Source organism: Pseudoalteromonas sp. AWM4_233, assembly GCF_056158285.1.
Genome location: NZ_JBSWSZ010000001.1, coordinates 3,402,199 through 3,419,913, shown reverse-complemented (window position 1 = coordinate 3,419,913; position 17,715 = coordinate 3,402,199). Strand labels below are relative to the sequence as shown.

Here is a 17,715-nt window from a genome sequence, read left to right as displayed (position 1 = left end):
GGAAAAATGAATAAAAAATATATTTACCTCACTGTAATTAGCACATTTATTACTTTTTGTGTCGTTGCTTTAGGGGCTTATACTCGCTTGAGTAATGCGGGGTTAGGGTGCCCAGATTGGCCTGGGTGTTATGGTTTTTTAACCGTGCCTAACACTGCAGATGAGTTACAAGCGGCAGCTAATGCTTTTCCTGGCAGTACAGTTGAACCTTTTAAAGCTTGGATTGAAATGATCCATCGTTATTTTGCGTCTTCGTTAGGTCTGTTGGTGATTGGCTTGTTGTATTTTTCGCTTAGAAAGCGTGTTGAGAAAGTCCCTAAAAAGTTAACTATTGCTTTGTTTGTGCTGATTTTACTGCAAGGTAAGTTAGGCATGCTGACAGTAACAATGAATTTGCAGCCCTTTATAGTGATGGGCCATTTACTCGGTGGATTTACTATTTTGGGACTACTTTCAATGCATTGCTTTTATTTATTTACACCAGAAAAGCGTTTTCTCATATCTCCTACAAAAATCCCTGCTAGGTTGTCAGAAATTAGCTTGATTGTCTTGGTGTTACAAATCGCGTTAGGCGGCTGGGTCGCTGCTAATTATGCGGCACCACACTGCGTCGGATTGCCTATTTGTGAGAATATCCATTTATTTTCTGTAGAAAGTTTATTTCATCTTCCCATTGGGGAGTTGAACTATGAATATGGTGTATTGCCATTTGAAACTCGGCTATCCATACATATGGTTCATCGAGTGTGGGCGGTTGTCACAGTACTTACACTTGGTATATGGGCATGGTATGTGTTGACTAACAGTAAAGAAAAACTTTTAAAGAATACTGCAAGTTTACTTATTGCTGGCTTAGTTCTTCAGCTGTTTTTGGGAGCATTGATCGTGCACCTGCAATTTCCAATATTAATTACACTTTTTCATAATCTAATGGCGGCATGTTTGCTGATTGTTAGCTTATTTTTATGGTTTTTACTTACTTATAAAAGTACCAAGGAGGCAGCATGAAAAGTCTTACTCTCAAGCCCGAAGTACTGTTTCAGTCATTAAACTTATCTGCGTACTTGGGTATTTGTAAGGTAAAAGTAGTCGCTATGCTAGTCATTACCGCTTGGGTTGGGTTAATGCTTGCGCCTGATATGAACAGAACGCTCCTTGAGCAAAGCATGAGTTTATTAGGTATAGGGCTATTGTCAGCATCGGCCGCTGCGATAAATCATGTCGTAGATCGAGAGATAGATAAAAAAATGGCAAGAACAAGACATAGGCCGCTGGTGCAAACTCAACTGAGCGTGAAACAAGCACTTGGGTTTGCTGCGTTCATTGGTTTGATAGGGAGTGCGTTATTATCTTATTGGAGCAATACCTTAACGCTCTTCATGACGCTCGGCGCATTAGTCGGTTACGCGGTGGTGTACACTATGTTTTTAAAAAGAGCGACGCCACAAAATATTGTTATTGGTGGCTTAGCGGGGGCAATGCCACCGCTATTGGGGTGGATCAGTGAAACAGGTCAGCTCGATGTGCAAGCTTGGCTGCTAGTCATGATAATCTTTATTTGGACACCTCCACATTTTTGGGCTTTGGCCATAGCAAGAAGAAATGACTACAAACGCGCTGATATACCTATGTTACCTGTCACACATGGTAGTGAACTTACTAGATTCTTCATTGTAATTTATTCAATACTTTTATTTGTAGTGTGCTTGCTGCCTTATCTAGTTACTATGTCAGGCAACCTATATTTGCTTTGTGTACTTATACTTAACAGTATTTTTTTATATAAAAGCATTGTTCTGTACATAAAATGTTCAGATGAAGCTGCGATGGCACTTTTTCATTTTTCAATTACTTATTTGCTGCTACTCTTTATATCGCTATTTATTGATAGATGGATCCTTTGATGCGCTACATATTGTTTTTGCTAGCTTTATTATTGTTTGGATGTGATAAAAATGTGCCTGTTTCAGAACATGCTATTCACTATAAACAAGCAAAAGAAATCCAAGATTTTAATTTGCAAGATCAGCATGGCAATACAGTCACAAAGCGAGACTTACTTGGGCAGTGGACAATGATATTTTTGGGATACACAAGTTGCCCTGATATTTGTCCAATGACACTAGCAAAGCTTACCGAGATAAATACTGAATTAGCACAACAACATAATGTTAAAGTTTGGTTTGTTTCGGTCGATCCTAATAGAGATACTCAGCAACAGCGCAAGGCATATATAGACTATTTCAACTCAGACTTTAAGGCGGTATCGGCAGAGCATGCAAACCTATTTCCTTTTGTCAGAAATATCGGTTTGATATATGCGATCAATAACAGTAAGGAAACAGAATATTATGTGGACCACAGTGCTTCAGTTGCACTGATTAACCCACAGGGAAATCTAAGTGGTATTTTTAAGGCTAAATTTGCAGCGAATGAAGTACCATTAATTGATGCAGCGCAAGTAATAAAAGATTTTAATGCTATCGTGCATTAGAGTGCTTGGATAAACTGGGTGAGCTTTATGATTGATTCATAAATCGAGCTAACACCCTAATTATTTTTAGCTTTTAGTTAATAACTTTTATGGCATTTCTGCTAACTGGGTCTAAGCTAAAAATATAAAAATTACACAAGGAGAGCGCATCGCGCATGTTAAAACTTCCTTCAGAACTCACAATAAGTCATGTTGAAGAGTTTCATCAACAGGTATTGCAAGTGCTTCATGCTGAGCACGATGTCAGTATTGATGTGTCAGATGTGCTACGTGTAGACACAGCATCAATACAAGTTTTATGTGCTTTGCAAAAGCATCTTCTTGAAATTAACAATGGAATTCGTTGGCATGGTGAAAGTCAGGCGCTTAATAAAGCGGTTGATGAGCTTGGTTTAACAGAATTACTCGCCCTATCGGCGTGAATTAAGAGGTCATTATGAAAAAGATTTTGGCAGTGGATGATTCAGCATCTATGCGACAAATGGTTGGCTTTACTTTAAAAAAAGCGGGTTTTGAAGTAGTTGAAGCAAAGGATGGCAGTGAGGCTTTAGGTATTGCTAAGCAACAAAGCTTTGATGCCGTGATCTCCGATGTCAACATGCCTGTGATGGATGGGATTACACTTATTAAAGAGCTAAGAACATTACCTAGCTATAAGTTTACTCCACTACTAATGCTTACGACTGAATCAGGTTTAGACAAAAAAACTGAAGGTAAAGCTGCAGGCGCGACAGGGTGGATTGTTAAACCTTTTAACCCAGATCAGTTGCTAGCTGTTCTTAAAAAAGTTATTCGCTAAGCTAGGGTGTTGTTATGAGTATTGATTTAAGTCAGTTTTTCGAGGTCTTTTTTGAAGAGAGTCTCGAAGGGTTAGATGCAATGGAAGCGGAGCTCCTAAACTTAGAGCCCGGCAATGAAGACATGGAAACCATCAATACTATTTTTCGTGCTGCGCACTCTATAAAAGGAGGAAGTGGCACGTTCGGCTTTACTTCTGTTTCTGATTTCACACATGTATTAGAAACATTGTTAGATCAAATCAGAGATGGACAACGTGCATTAACAGCAGAACATGTAAACCTTTTACTGAAATCAGTTGATTGTTTAAGAGGCATGTTGGCAGCGTTACAGGCAGAGCAAGAACCAGACCTAACTGAAGCCGATGAAATTAGAAAGCGCTTTGAAGTTATTTTGGGTCTTTCTGAAGACTCTGATTCAACCAGTTCAGAAACTCCAGAAACACAAAGCGAAAATACTTACCAAATTGATTTTAAGCCTCACCCTCATTTATTCAAAACGGGTAACGAGCCCTTATATATGATTTCAGAACTTGCCGAGTTAGGTGAGTTAGAAACGCAGGCATTTTATGATGCCATACCCGATATAGATTCATTACATGCTGAAGAGTGCTTCTTGGCGTGGCGCTTTTTTTTAACGACATCTAAGCCTGAATCTGCGATTTCTGAAATATTTGAGTGGGTTGAAGACGATGCCGATATAGACATTGTTTTATGTGGTGGGTTATTTGAATCTGATTTATCAGATGATGAAGGTTCTACTCCCTCAGTTCAAGTGTCCACTGAATCTGAAAGTAGATTAGAAAACCCTGAGCCTGAAAGTAAAGCGGTCACGTCAATCGCCACAAATGCTCCTGTTGTGAAAAAAGCTGAGGCTAAGAAACCATCCGACTCCTCAGCAACCTCTATCCGTGTTGGCATAGATAAAGTTGATTCCTTAATTAATATGGTGGGTGAGCTTGTGATAACACAAGCCATGTTGAGTCAAATTGGTGAGCAAGAAATTACCGAATCAACGATTACAGCATTACAAGAAGGGTTAGCTCAACTTGCCCACAACACGAGGGACTTGCAAGAAAATGTCATGCGGATCCGCATGCTGCCGATTAGTTTCGTGTTTAGTCGGTTCCCAAGATTAGTAAGAGACACATCTCAAAAACTGGGTAAACAAGTAGAGCTGAAATTATTAGGTGAACAAACTGAACTTGATAAAACCGTTATGGAAAAGATATCAGATCCTATGGTTCACCTTGTGAGAAATTCTTTAGATCATGGGTTAGAAACACCTGAGCAGCGTGTTGCTGCAGGTAAAGATCCGGTTGGTACTGTTACGTTAAATGCGTTCCATCAAGGCGGTAACATTGTCATTGAGATAATGGATGATGGACAAGGTTTAAATACTGAAAAAATAAGAAGCAAAGCCATTGCCAATGGCTTAATTCAAGAAACTGATGAACTCTCGCCGGATGAAATAAACGAGTTGATTTTTATGCCTGGCTTTTCTACGGCTGATGAAGTAAGTGATATATCCGGCCGAGGCGTGGGCATGGATGTTGTTAGAAGAAATATTCAAGCTTTAAACGGCTCGGTTGAAGTGGCCTCGGCTCCAGGAGTTGGCTCAACCTTTACAATTCGCTTGCCACTTACGTTGGCTATTTTGGATGGTCAATTAGTTAAGGTTGCCCAACATACCTACATTATCCCGCTCATTTCAATTGTTGAATCATTACAAATAGATATCAGTAAAGTCAGCCGAGTTGGGAAAGACCTAGACGTGTTAAGGCTTAGAGATGAATATATTCCGATTCTTCGATTATACGATATTTTCAATCATGACGGTGCGATTGAAGAGTTAGATAAAACATTACTCGTTGTTGTTGAAAGTGATAACCATAAAGTTGGTTTATTGGTCGATGATTTACTTGCTCAACAGCAGGTTGTTATTAAGAGTCTTGAAGCGAATTACCAAAAAGTTGATGGTATCTCTGGTGCAACAATCTTAGGCGATGGCAGGGTGTCTTTAATTATCGATATCAGTGGCTTAATTAAATTAAGTGGTTTAAAAAGACCAGGTTCCCAAGACTTAATTGTCGAGCAAAACGCAGTAGGGGGGGCAGCATAAATGTCAGAACAGGCAGAACAAAATCAGCAATTGATCTTGGAAGGTCAGCACGACGAAAATCAATACCTGACATTTATGATGGCAGGTGAAGAGTACGGAATGAATATTCTGGCTGTACAAGAGATTCGTGGATGGGAAGATGTCACTGCAATCCCTAATTCACCAAGCTTTGTGAAAGGTGCCATTAACCTTCGTGGCACGATTGTGCCGATTATAGATTTAAGACTGCGATTTGGTATTGCAGATAATGAGTATGGTCCACTTACCGTTGTTATTGTTGTCGCAGTTGAAATAAATGGTCAGAACAAAGTAATGGGTATCGTGGTTGATGCTGTTTCAGATGTATATAGCATTTCTGAAGAGCAGGCTAAAGATGTGCCTGATTTTCAAGATTCAGATAACGCCGAGTTTGTTCATGGATTGGTTAATGTTGGGGAGAAAATGGTTGTTCTTCTTAATTTGGAAAGCGTTTTAAACTTAGAGTAAAAATAAGCACGGGTAGGGTCAAGATGAGTGGTAGAAACGTTCAAAGTGAAATAACCAATAAGCTATTGATATCAGCAGTAGTTATAGTGGTGTCAATCGCAATTGCATTGCAAATTTTAGGTGTGTCATTGAGTGGTGAAAATGCGATTGGGTTAGGCTTGCCTTTCGTCATCACTTTAGCGGTTATATTTTATTTAAAACAAAGTTTCAGCACTTATGCGGCACAATTAGAAACGGTTGATAGTGCGATAAACTTGTTAAAGTTTAAAGATGAAGAAGCCGCACAGCGCTTAGACTTAGATGCCTATCCTCAATTACGTACTTTGTTGGTTGCAGATGATACAGAAGCAGAGTTGGAGGATGATGGGCAACTTGTTGAAAGCATGATTAGTGCACTACAAGTATGTCAGGCAAATATTATGATTGCCGACGCTGATTTAAACATAAGTTACTTGAATGATTCAGTAACGGACATGCTCTCTGCCAATGAACATAAATTACAAAGAGATCTGCCGAACTTCAGTGTTGCTTCTTTAGTAGGCCAGAATGTTGATGTATTCCATAAAAACCCAAGTCATCAAAGGGGCTTACTAGCCAACTTAAGATCGGTCTATAAAACACAAATTACCGTAGCAGGTTTAACATTTGATCTTATAGCCACCCCAGTATTTGATGACCAGCAACAGCGTATAGCAACGCTTGTTGAATGGAAAGACCTCACCGAGCAAATTGCCTTCGAGAAAGAAAAACAAATTTCTGCAGCGCACAATGCCAGAATTACAAGTGCATTAGATGTTTGCCAAGCAAACGTCATGTTGGCTGACACAGACCTAAATATTGTTTTTGCTAATCACTCAGTACTTGAAATGCTGAGTAATAATCAAGAGCAGTTACGCTCCGCACTGCCAAACTTTGATGCAAGCAACTTAATTGGCGAAAACATTGATGTTTTCCATGCAAACCCAGCCCATCAAAGACAGATGCTAAGTGCCTTAACTGATACCTATAAAACTGATATTAATGTTGCAGGGTTTACTTTTGGGTTGATCGCAACCCCTGTTTATGATGACCAAGGCGATAAAGTAGGTACTGTGGTCGAATGGGATGATAAGACCCAACGACTAGCTGCAGAAGAAGCTGCGGCTAAGCTTGCGAATGAAAACGCTCGTGTTAAGAGTGCACTCGATAATGTCACTACAAATGCGATGATAGCCGATGCTGAATTTAACATTGTGTATTTAAATGACGCTGTTGTAAGCATGATGCGCAATGCAGAAAGTGACCTGAAGAAAGACTTGCCTAACTTCGATTCGTCCAAATTATTGGGTGCCAATATAGATATCTTCCATAAGAACCCAGCGCATCAAAGGGCGATGCTAGAAAGGTTAAGTTCTACATATAAAACAGAAATCGTTGTAGGTGGAAGAACTTTTGCTTTGGTTGCGAACCCAGTTTTCAACGATGAAAATGAAAGAATTGGCACCATCGTAGAATGGAATGATAGAACAAGTGAAGTCGTAATAGAGAAAGAGGTTGCAGATCTTGTTAGTGCAGCTTCTGAAGGTAACTTGACTCAGAGGATTAATGAATCGGGTAAGGAAGGCTTCTACCTCAGATTATCACAAGGTTTAAATCAACTGGTCAGCATTGTTGATGATGCAGTAACAGACACTGCACAAATGCTTGATGCGTTGGCGAATGGTGATTTAACACAAAGAATTACGCAGGAGTATCACGGCTCATTTGATAAGTTGAAACGCGATGCGAATGTGACAGCTGATAAATTAACTGAGGTCATTAATCGTATTAGTTCCTCCGCGACGCTTGTGGCCAGTGGGGCTGAAGAAATCTCGCAAGGTAATGCAGACCTAAGTCAGCGTACAGAAGAACAAGCATCTTCGCTTGAAGAAACAGCTTCAAGTATGGAAGAAATGACAAGTACTGTTCGTCAGAATGCTGATAATGCAAAAGTTGCCAATGAACTTGCAGAAGAAACAAGCTCTAAGGCAATGCAAGGTGGCGAAGTTGTGAACCGTGCAGTACAGAGTATGTCTGGGATTAATGAATCTAGTAAAAAGATTGCTGATATCATAGGGGTTATTGATGAGATTGCTTTCCAAACCAATCTGCTTGCATTAAATGCAGCTGTGGAAGCGGCTAGAGCTGGTGAACAAGGACGAGGTTTCGCAGTTGTGGCAGGTGAGGTTAGAAACTTGGCACAGCGTTCAGCAGGTGCTGCGAAAGAAATCAAAGACTTGATCCGCGATAGTGTAAGTAAAGTTGAAGACGGAACACTACTCGTGAATGAGTCAGGTGAAACGTTGAAAGACATTGTCGCGTCGGTGAAGCGTGTTACTGACATGATTTCAGATATTGCTGAAGCATCTGTTGAGCAAAGTTCTGGTATTGAGCAAGTCAATAAAGCCGTGACACAAATGGATGAAATGACGCAACAAAATGCAGCATTAGTAGAAGAGGCATCTGCTGCAGGTGAGTCTATGGCTGAGCAAGCTAATGATATGCGCCGTTTGCTTAATTTCTTTACAATCGATGACTCGACTTCAACATCGATGATGCTTTCAGAGGCTAAGCCAAACAAAGCACCAGCGAGAATAGCTCCGACGCCTTCGACTGTTCAAGAAACTAAGTCAGAGATCCAGTCACCAGTGAAGTCTCCTGTGAATTCTGTAGCGACTGCTAATCAGTTCGCAGATAGCTCTGATGAATGGGAAGAGTTTTAATTAGGTATGAAGAAGGTGCTTATTGTGAGCACCTTCAAATCTTAAATACACCTTTCTTGTTGAGTCACTCGTTTTAGTGTTGCCTGTTTATAGGATAAATGATGAGAGAATTTGCACTATCTGATCAGGATTTTCAGACCATTGCACAAAAAGTCTATAAAGCATGTGGTATTGTTCTTGGTCCTCATAAAAGGGAAATGGTTTATTCAAGACTGGCGAGGCGCATTAGGGCAAATCAGTTGGATTCATTTTCTTCATATTTAAGATTCTTAGAAGAGAATGAAGAACAAGAGTTCAGTCAATTTATCAACGCTATCACGACAAACCTCACTTCATTCTTTCGAGAAAATCATCATTTTGAATATCTATCGAATACGGTTATTCCTAAGCTTCTAGAAGAAAATAAACTCTCAAAGAGAATACGTATTTGGTCGGCTGGCTGTTCTACAGGTGAAGAACCCTATAGTATCGCCATGACAATCGCAAACCGTTTCCCGTCTGATTGGGATGTGAAAATTCTCGCTACAGATTTAGACTCCAATGTGCTCTCAAAGGCGCAAAGTGGTGTTTATGATGCTGGCAATGTAACCGGACTCGATGATGACGTTTTGAAAAAGTGGTTTTTGAAGAGCTCTGACAATCATGCGTATAAGGTTAAGCCAAGCCTGCAGTCATTAATCTTTTTTAAAAGACTAAATTTACTTGAAAAATGGCCAATGAAGGGACCTTTTGATGTGATTTTCTGCAGAAATGTGTTGATTTACTTTGACAAGGAAACAAAAGATAAGTTGTTTAAAGGCTACCACCAAATGCTAGGTGAAGACGGGCACTTATTTATTGGCCACTCAGAAACCATGGGTAAAGAACATCATGAGTTTAAAAATTTAGGCCGCACCATGTATCAAAAGGTTTAGTATGGATAATCGATTTAAGCCGGTTATCAGCGGCTTTGAGCACGTCAAACGTTTTTGGGATTCAGGAAGAGGCTGTGTGATAGCCAAAGTGTTACCAGGAGAGTTCTATGTCTCAAAAAATGATGAGCTAATCTCAACTGTACTAGGATCATGTATTGCTGCTTGTGTATATGATGATAAATTGGGCGTAGGTGGAATGAACCACTTTATGCTGCCAGCAGCAAAAGGGATTAAAGAAATTCATGCGGATGATTTAACTTGCCGTTACGGAAACTGGGCAATGGAATACCTAATCAATGAAGTGCTCAAGAACGGTGCATCAAAAGCTAATCTGAAAGTTAAACTTTTTGGTGGTGGTAAAATAATTCGCTCTATGACAGATATTGGTGTCGGTAATATTCGTTTCGCAAATGCTTACATACAAGAGGAAGGACTCGAGTTGGTTTCTCATGATGTCGGTGGTCCTTGGCCACGCAAAGTGGTATTTCATCCACAAACTGGTCGTGCACAAGTCAAGAAATTAAGAGAAATGCATAACGACACGATTGAAAGACGAGAAGTGCGTTATTTACATGATATTGAATCGCAAGATGCACAGACAGATATTGAGCTGTTTTAGGAGTTGGCATGATAAAAGTTTTAATTGTTGATGACTCGCCTTTAATCCGAGGGATACTGACAGAGGTGATCCAGCAGGCTAATGATCTTGAAGTGGTAGGTAGTGCTGAGGACCCTTACCAAGCGAGAGAGATGATAAAGTCGCTTAATCCAGATGTGATTACGCTAGATATTGAAATGCCCAAAATGGATGGTATCAGCTTTTTAAGAAACCTGATGCGTCTTCGTCCTATGCCTGTTGTGATGATTTCAACTTTAACGCAACAAGGCTCACCTATTACGTTAGAGGCACTCGAAATTGGTGCCGTTGACTTTATTGCCAAGCCCAAAGTTAATGTAGCAGAGCAATTACAACATTATGCTGAAACAGTGCAAGAAAAAGTTCGCACAGCTGCAACTGCACGCTTGCGGCCATATCGCACTTCTGAGGCTGCGGTTCATAAAGCTCAACTACCCTCAGGGCAATCTTTCGAACGGAACTCGATTATTGCTATTGGCGCTTCAACAGGTGGTACCGAGGCGATTAAAGAAGTTTTGGTTCAAATGCCAAAAGATGCCCCCCCAATAGTCATTACCCAGCATATTCCTCCTGTATTTAGCACGTCGTTCGCAATGAGGATGGATAAAACCTGTGCAATGCATGTCAAAGAAGCTGAAGACGGTGATATTCTTGAGTTTGGCCGAGTTTATATCGCGCCAGGAGATAAACATTTAAAAGTAGTCAACAAAGGGTTAAATAAAGTTTGTGTTTTAGACGATGGCGCACTCGTCAATAGACATAAACCAGCAGTGGACGTATTGTTTGATTCCTTAAAACCATTTGCTAAACATGTATCAGCTGTGTTGCTTACAGGCATGGGTAGTGATGGTGCAAGAGGTATGCTGGACTTGTTAGAAGCGGGGGCAAAAACCGCTGCACAAGATGAGCAAACCTGTGTTGTTTGGGGGATGCCAAAAGCGGCTGTAGATATGAACGCTGCACAAAAAGTGCTACCACTACAAAGTGTGGCAGCACATCTGCTCAAGTCTACTAGTCGTTAGTTTGCAGCACCCAAGGCTGTGAAAACCAATAGAACTGACCGGAGTGTTTGATGGAAGGGGCTGTACAGTTATAACGTGTACGGCCTTTTTTAATGTCTTTAGGTGAAGTGACCGACACCCTTTTCTCATTTTCCCAGGAAATATCAGCACGTCCAATACCTGAAACGAAACATGCAAATTGAGATTTGTAAAAATCTTTACTGGCAAACTCGATCTCAATAGTGGGTGTTGGATTAGTTGTTACAGAGTCTGTGTAAGCAAGCTCTGAGATTGCAAAAGGTAGTGAGTGTAATTTGGTTTTTAGGGTGTCTAATTTACTGTAAAAGCCTGATGCAGGGTATCGTGGGACGCGTGTATAGTCGGTAAATTTTGACACCGCACCAGAGTGCTGCCCAATACCAATGAAACCGAGTTCTTTAACGAGGTTTTGTAGTTGTCTATTGAACTCACCATAGGGGTAGGCGAGCAACTTTACATTATGACCCACTTCTTCTTTGATGCGCTTTTCTGAGAATAGGATATCTTCACGGACACGTTTCAACCATTGCGCTTGGGTTTCACTGTCTTGTTTTAAATGTAGGTAATCATGCTTCGCGCTGTGATTAGCAATTAATGCACCGCGTTTTGCTAAAGCTCTGAGTTCGTCCCAAGTCATCACATACGATTTATTTTCATCGATAAGCTGAGGGTTTACAAAAATGGTATATGGGTAGCCAAACGCTTCAAGAATGGGAGCCGCTTGCTCGATGTTATTGTCATAACCATCATCAAAAGTGATGGCCACGGTTTTGGCAGGCAGTGCCTTCCCTTGTTGTGTATGCTGGAGTAACTTATCCAAGTGAATAACATTAAAGTCATTGTCTTTAAGAAAGGTTAAATGAGTTTTAAACGTTTCTTCACTCACTGATGTTACCGCTGGTAACTTTTCGCTGACGTGGTGATACTGTAAGATCACAGCTGATAGTGATGGGTTTGAAAACAATAACAAAGCGAAAACAAAACAATGAAAAAGATATTTAAAAATCATAAAACGCACCATATAAGTTTGCTATTGCTAGCGGGTCCGATGATTTTATCAAATATATCTGTGCCATTGTTAGGGTTAGTTGATACAGCGGTGATTGGCCACTTATCAGAAGCTCACTTTCTGGCTGGTATCGCATTAGGGTCGGGCAGTATTTCCTTGCTATTTTGGCTTGCGAGCTTTCTAAGGATGAGCGCCACGGGCGTGCTCGCACAGTCTTATGGAGCAAAAAACTGGCCTAGATTACAGCAGCAGCTTTTAGCGAGTTTGCTTATTGCTTGGACTTTTTCAATTTCATTAATCCTTCTGTCTCCTTGGTTATTAGATGGCATAAAAGCCTTATCAAATGCTTCCTCGGATGTTTTTGCCCAGGCACAAAGCTATTTTGAAATTCGAATATTTAGTGCACCTGCGGCGATGACTAACTTGGTGCTTTTGGGTCTTATGTTGGGTATGCAATACGGGAAAGGACCATTCTACTTACTACTATTTACAAATATCACTAACATTATTTTAGATGTGCTGTTTGTGATTGGTTTTGGGTGGCAAGTGGCAGGCGCTGCTTGGGCATCGGTGATAGCGGACTACACGGCGCTGCTAGTCGCGATTGCATTAATTAAAAATCAACTTGCACAACACCAAGTTAATTGGCGTTGGTTGCTGCCAAATAAAACTCAGTTTTTGTCATTGTTATCACTAAATCGAGATATTTTTATTCGTTCACTGTTATTGCAACTTTGCTTTAGTTTTATGACTTTTTATGGCGCACGATTGGGCGAAACGACACTGGCGGTCAATGCCGTTTTATTAAACTTTTTAATGTTGGTGAGTTTTGCTTTAGATGGCATTGCGTATGCTGCAGAAGCAAAAGTAGGTCAGGCCAAGGGAGAAGGCTCAGAAGTAAAAGTGAAAATTTGGGTCAATTTAAGTTTATTTTGGGGGGCTGTGTTCGCGTTGCTTTATAGCTTAGTCTTTGCTGTGTTTGGTTTAAGTATCGTCAAGCTTTTAACAAATATTCCAGAGGTTATCAGTGCCTCAACAACTTATCTATTCTGGCTCATTCTTCTACCTTTATTGGCAATGTGGTGTTTTATATTCGATGGGATTTTTGTCGGCTTAACCCGAGCTCAGGATATGCGAAACAGTATGTTCTTTTCTGCCATTTTTGGGTTTATGGTGCCTATTTGGCTAACATTGGAGTATGAAAACCATGGTCTGTGGTTTGCTATGAGTTGCTTTATGTTATTGAGAGGCGTTACTTTGGCTTATCGCTATCGTCAAATTCAACGGCAGGGTTTATTGTTGCAATAACTTGTGAGAAACGGTTAGCAAAGATACCTAAGTAGCCCCAACCCGCAAAGAAAATTGCTGGCGCGAGAAAGATCAGGCCAATTATTTGCACCCAGGCTTGGTAATAATAGCCCCAAGCGATAAAAGCAACAGCAATAGCAAACAGCCCCAAACCGATAAAAAAGCGTTTGAGGCTGAGTTTAGGTTGTTGCCCTAGACGGTAAATTATGGGCTTCAACATAATTAGTAGTAAGAGTGCTCGCCTGCTTGGTGCTCAGTGATATCACGTACCCCTGTAATCTCTTCAAACTTAGCAACCATCTCTTTTTCGATGCCTTCTTTTAACGTTACATCGATCATTGAGCAACCATTACAGCCACCACCAAATTGAACCACAGCGATACCATCAGCTGTAATTTCAACTAGGCTTACTTGGCCGCCATGATTGGCAAGTTGTGGGTTTACCTCAGTCGTTAGCATATGCTCAACACGCTCAGCTAAAGAAGCATCATCTTTAAGACGTTTAGCTTTGGCATTAGGCGCTTTGAGTGTTAACTGAGTGCCCATTTTGTCAGTTACGAAGTCGATTTCAGCTTCATCTAAAAATGGTGCGCTTTCTTCATCAACAACCGCGTCGAAACCATTAAATGGTAGGCGAATATCAGTTTCTTCAACAGCATCAGGTGGACAGTAAGACACACCACATTCAGCTTGAGAAGTACCAGGGTTTACAACGAAAACACGAATGTTTGTGCCTTCAGTTTGATCAGCCAATAGCTTGGCAAAGTGACTTTGTGCAGTTTCAGAAATTGTGATCATAATCGAACTATACTTGACTAAATTACTCGGTTAATGGCTATGATACTCCGCTGGTGGCATTGTCGCCAGTGTTGAACGTAAAAATTTGGCTTATCTGATTTGGCTTGTTAGCTTACTTGCTACAATTTTAAGCAAAAGGTTTTAGTATGCGCACGCTCCTCGCACTCACATTGTTTTGCTGCATTTACTTATTCTCAAGTAGTGCAATAGCAAAACCGGTTTCCTATTACTTCCAACAGAATGTCCAGTTTGATCCTGCTATTCCAAAGCCTGAAGAGGTATTAGGTTATCAAGTCGGCCAGTGGCATGTGCGTCATGACCAATTGGTTAAGTATATGCAGGTGTTAGCCGAAAAAAGCCCTAGAGTGAGTATTGAAACCATAGGTTTTAGTCATGAGCAGCGACCGCTACTGCTACTAAAGTTTAGTAACCCAGAGAATATTGCTCAGTTAGATCAACTTCGTGAGCAGCATCGCGCACAAGTTTTTGCAAAGCAGCCAGCGAAAGATTTACCCGCTTTCATTTGGATGGGGTATAGCGTACATGGTAACGAATCATCTGGCAGTAATGCCGCCTTATTAGTTGCTTACTATTTAGCCGCAGCACAGGGAGAAGCAGTAGAGCAACTGCTAAATAATTCTGTGGTGTTACTAGACCCGGCCTTAAACCCTGATGGTTTGGCACGTTTCGCTCAATGGGCAAATAGTAATAGAGGGCAAACCTTATCTTCAGATCCTCAACACCGTGAGCATGTTGAGCAGTGGCCTTCAGGTCGTACAAACCATTACATGTTCGATTTGAACCGAGATTGGCTGTTACTACAGCATCCTGAATCACGTGCTCGAATTACCGCATTTCATAAGTGGCAGCCACATGTCTTAACGGACTTTCATGAAATGGGCCCTAACAGCACGTATTTCTTCCAGCCGGGGATCCCGACGCGAACTCACCCACTTACGCCTAAGAAAAATACCCAGTTAACAACAGCGCTTGCAGATTTTCATGCGCAAGCTTTAGATGCGCAAAATCAGCTTTATTTTACACAAGAAAGCTTTGATGACTTTTACTACGGAAAAGGCTCAACATACCCTGATATAAATGGCTCGGTGGGTATTCTCTTTGAACAGGCAAGTAGTCGAGGCCATGTCCAAGAGACCATTAATGGGCAACTGACATTTGCACAAAGCATTAAAAACCAAGTTACAACTAGCTTGTCTACTTTTGCAGGTGCGATGGCAAACAAGCAGCAATTAATTGACTACAAGAATAACTTCTACCATCAAGCCGAAACTTTGGCTGATAAAGAGAAGTTTATGGGTTATGTCGTTGCTAAAGGGGAAGACCCACAACGTTTCAATGAGTTTATGTCTGTGCTGTCACAGCATCAAATTAAAGCGTATGGTTTAAGTAAAGCCATCAAAGCCTCTGATAAAAGCTTCATGCAGGGTGATGTGTATATTCCACTGAAACAAGCTCAATTCCGTTTAATTAAAGCCCTTTTTTCTGAGCAAACAAACTTTCAAGACAATACGTTTTATGATGTATCTGGTTGGACATTAGCACATGCTTACAACTTAAAGTTTGGTCAAGTATCTAGTCGCTGGGGGCTAGATGTATCTAAGCAAACTTGGCAGTCAGAAGATGTAAACTTTCCGGCAGTAAAAGAGAGTTATGCTTATGCATTTGATTGGCAGCCAAGCGCTGCCCCTAAGCTATTAAATACACTTTTACAGCAAGGGGTCGATGCACGTGTTGCACTTAAAGGTTTTAAAGCAAAAACGGGACTGGGAAACCGAGAATTCAAAGCGGGTAGTATTGTTGTCGCTTCAGGTGTGCAAAAGCAATCTGACATTGTAGCCATCATGCAACGAGCACAAGCTGACTATGGCGTACAAATTTATGCAATCCAAAGTGGCTTAACCAGCGAAGGCGTTGATCTAGGCTCTCGTCAGTTAAGACCAATTAAAGCTCCGAAGGTCTTGCTGATAGGAGGGGCGGGCAGCAGTCAGTATGAAGTGGGCGAAGTTTGGTATCATTTAGATACACAGTTAGGTATTGCACCCACTCTCATTGAACAAGATAGATTGCACCGTGCCGATCTTTCTAAATACACACACATTATCTTAGCCCATGGCAGTTATCGTCGTATGGCGGAAAAAGCCAAAACTAAAATTGCTGCATGGGTGAGTAAAGGCGGAGTGGTCTGGGGCCACAAAGGCGGTGCTAAATGGTTAGTTGATAATCAACTTTTAAGCGCACAATTGATCTCGCCTAAACAAGTGGCAGAGCAGTTTGATACTGCTGATTTAAGTTATGGCGATAGAGAAGTTTTATCAGGTAAGCAGCGTATTGCTGGTGCCATTTTTGCGTCAAAACTTGATTTAACACACCCACTCAGTTTTGGTTATGAGCGTGAATTGCTGCCGTTATTTAAAAATAGCACACAGCTGTTTGAGATGCCCGAGAAGCCATTTCTAACGGTTAGCCAATATCAGTCAAAACCTTTATTGGCAGGATATGCTGCGACAGAAAATGTCACTCAAATTGCAAACACGGCAGCATTGATAGGTCATCGTTATGGTCAGGGCAGTGTGGTTGGTATGATAGATAACCCTCTGTTTAGGGGCTTCTGGAAAGGCAGTAGTCGCTTACTAACGAACACATTATTTTTTGGTCACACTTTGGCTGTGCAAGGGCGTTAATGCTGTGGCATAAGCCCATATCTCTTCAGCGCCTGCTGCGTAACATGCTTTTGCTGCAGCGTTGATAGTCGAACCTGTGGTGATCACATCATCGATGATCGCCACTTTCTTCCCTTGTAGATTTTGCTTCACTTCAAATGCGCGTTTTACATTTTGCTTGCGTTGTTTGAGGCTCAAACCACTTTGCGCTTTTGTTGCATTGATACGTGTTAAAGCTTCGGTGCTTATTTTTGTAGGTGGAAAATGGCTCAACCAGGTTTGTGCAACTTGGTTAAATCCACGGTCGATTAAACGGTTTTTATGAAGCGGCAAAATAATATATACATCTGGTGAGAAAGTAGATGTACTTTCAAAGTGATCAAGTTGAGTCGCAATAACTGCATTGATAGCCGCTTGATAATGGCTCTGTTTGGTAAACTTAAATTCACTTAGCCATTGTTTCATTGCGCCTTGATACCACGCACATGCCAGTAATCCATGACAATGAGGCAAGTCAAACATGCGTGCTATGTCAGGCTGGAATAATAAGTTTGGCTGCTCTAATGAGATAAAAGAAAAATCTGAGAGGCAAAATTGACAGATCCCCTCGTTACTTGAAAGTGGGTTCTGGCACATATGACAGTGACTTGGAAATAAGACCTCTGCTAAATTCTTCAATAGTGACATT

The 17,715-nt window shown here is 41.0% G+C and carries 17 protein-coding genes; 13 read left to right on the top strand and 4 right to left on the bottom strand.

Translation table 11 applies throughout. From position 1 onward, the window contains the following. The first annotated feature begins 6 nt into the window (after positions 1 to 6). From ACXAC4_RS15555 to ACXAC4_RS15505, 11 genes are all read left to right on the top strand, one after another. Entirely contained in the window at positions 7 to 1,008 is a 1,002-nt protein-coding gene (locus ACXAC4_RS15555) for a COX15/CtaA family protein (RefSeq protein ID WP_349285135.1), read from the top strand. After that, on the top strand, positions 1,005 to 1,904 hold the full coding sequence (cyoE, locus tag ACXAC4_RS15550; protein WP_475163171.1) for a heme o synthase: 900 nt from the start codon (positions 1,005 to 1,007) through the stop codon (positions 1,902 to 1,904). The genes ACXAC4_RS15555 and cyoE overlap by 4 nt, the downstream gene beginning before the upstream one ends. Next, complete coding sequence (locus tag ACXAC4_RS15545) at positions 1,892 to 2,494, top strand: SCO family protein (RefSeq protein WP_475163168.1); 603 nt, start codon at positions 1,892 to 1,894, stop codon at positions 2,492 to 2,494. The genes cyoE and ACXAC4_RS15545 overlap by 13 nt, the downstream gene beginning before the upstream one ends. A gap of 155 nt (positions 2,495 to 2,649) precedes the next feature. Further along, the gene (locus tag ACXAC4_RS15540; RefSeq protein WP_349285132.1) at positions 2,650 to 2,916 is read left to right on the top strand and encodes an STAS domain-containing protein; all 267 of its coding nucleotides are present in this window, start codon (positions 2,650 to 2,652) and stop codon (positions 2,914 to 2,916) included. A 14-nt stretch (positions 2,917 to 2,930) separates the two neighbouring features. After that, positions 2,931 to 3,293, top strand: coding sequence for a response regulator (locus ACXAC4_RS15535; protein ID WP_058031180.1), 363 nt, complete (start codon positions 2,931 to 2,933; stop codon positions 3,291 to 3,293). 14 nt (positions 3,294 to 3,307) lie between these two features. Next, entirely contained in the window at positions 3,308 to 5,413 is a 2,106-nt protein-coding gene (locus ACXAC4_RS15530) for a chemotaxis protein CheA (protein WP_475163167.1), read from the top strand. After that, on the top strand, positions 5,414 to 5,899 hold the full coding sequence (locus ACXAC4_RS15525) for a chemotaxis protein CheW (protein ID WP_138478211.1): 486 nt from the start codon (positions 5,414 to 5,416) through the stop codon (positions 5,897 to 5,899). Between the two features lie 23 nt (positions 5,900 to 5,922). Next, the gene (locus tag ACXAC4_RS15520) at positions 5,923 to 8,640 is read left to right on the top strand and encodes a methyl-accepting chemotaxis protein (protein ID WP_475163164.1); all 2,718 of its coding nucleotides are present in this window, start codon (positions 5,923 to 5,925) and stop codon (positions 8,638 to 8,640) included. Positions 8,641 to 8,741: 101 nt separating this feature from the next. Then, positions 8,742 to 9,554, top strand: a complete 813-nt coding sequence (locus ACXAC4_RS15515; RefSeq protein WP_475164169.1) for a CheR family methyltransferase — start codon at positions 8,742 to 8,744, stop codon at positions 9,552 to 9,554. Position 9,555: 1 nt separating this feature from the next. After that, positions 9,556 to 10,173 (top strand): chemoreceptor glutamine deamidase CheD, encoded by a 618-nt coding sequence (gene cheD / locus ACXAC4_RS15510; protein ID WP_421965330.1) that lies wholly within the window; start codon positions 9,556 to 9,558, stop codon positions 10,171 to 10,173. Positions 10,174 to 10,181: 8 nt separating this feature from the next. Then, positions 10,182 to 11,213 (top strand): protein-glutamate methylesterase/protein-glutamine glutaminase, encoded by a 1,032-nt coding sequence (locus ACXAC4_RS15505; protein WP_475163162.1) that lies wholly within the window; start codon positions 10,182 to 10,184, stop codon positions 11,211 to 11,213. Here ACXAC4_RS15505 and ACXAC4_RS15500 read toward each other — a convergent pair. Continuing rightward, a complete protein-coding gene (locus ACXAC4_RS15500) occupies positions 11,203 to 12,240 on the bottom strand; it encodes a polysaccharide deacetylase family protein (RefSeq protein WP_475163160.1) in 1,038 nt (345 codons plus the stop codon). The two genes, ACXAC4_RS15505 and ACXAC4_RS15500, sit on opposite strands and share 11 nt — an antisense overlap. On the opposite strand from ACXAC4_RS15500, the gene ACXAC4_RS15495 reads away from it, so the two are divergent. Further along, on the top strand, positions 12,217 to 13,548 hold the full coding sequence (locus tag ACXAC4_RS15495) for an MATE family efflux transporter (protein WP_475163159.1): 1,332 nt from the start codon (positions 12,217 to 12,219) through the stop codon (positions 13,546 to 13,548). The genes ACXAC4_RS15500 and ACXAC4_RS15495 overlap by 24 nt on opposite strands. Here ACXAC4_RS15495 and ACXAC4_RS15490 read toward each other — a convergent pair. Next, positions 13,493 to 13,768 carry a hypothetical protein gene (locus ACXAC4_RS15490; protein WP_475163158.1) on the bottom strand — a complete coding sequence of 92 codons (276 nt, stop codon included), beginning with the start codon at positions 13,766 to 13,768 and terminating at the stop codon, positions 13,493 to 13,495. The genes ACXAC4_RS15495 and ACXAC4_RS15490 overlap by 56 nt on opposite strands. A gap of 2 nt (positions 13,769 to 13,770) precedes the next feature. Continuing rightward, complete coding sequence (gene nfuA, locus ACXAC4_RS15485) at positions 13,771 to 14,346, bottom strand: Fe-S biogenesis protein NfuA (protein ID WP_475163156.1); 576 nt, start codon at positions 14,344 to 14,346, stop codon at positions 13,771 to 13,773. Positions 14,347 to 14,492: 146 nt separating this feature from the next. Between nfuA and ACXAC4_RS15480 the strand changes: the two genes are divergently transcribed. Next, positions 14,493 to 17,048: a M14 family metallopeptidase gene (locus tag ACXAC4_RS15480; protein ID WP_475163155.1), complete on the top strand. Its 2,556-nt coding sequence runs from the start codon at positions 14,493 to 14,495 to the stop codon at positions 17,046 to 17,048. On the opposite strand, the gene ACXAC4_RS15475 is transcribed toward ACXAC4_RS15480, so the two are convergent. Next, complete coding sequence (locus ACXAC4_RS15475) at positions 17,010 to 17,714, bottom strand: ComF family protein (protein ID WP_475163152.1); 705 nt, start codon at positions 17,712 to 17,714, stop codon at positions 17,010 to 17,012. The two genes, ACXAC4_RS15480 and ACXAC4_RS15475, sit on opposite strands and share 39 nt — an antisense overlap. Position 17,715: the final 1 nt, after the last annotated feature.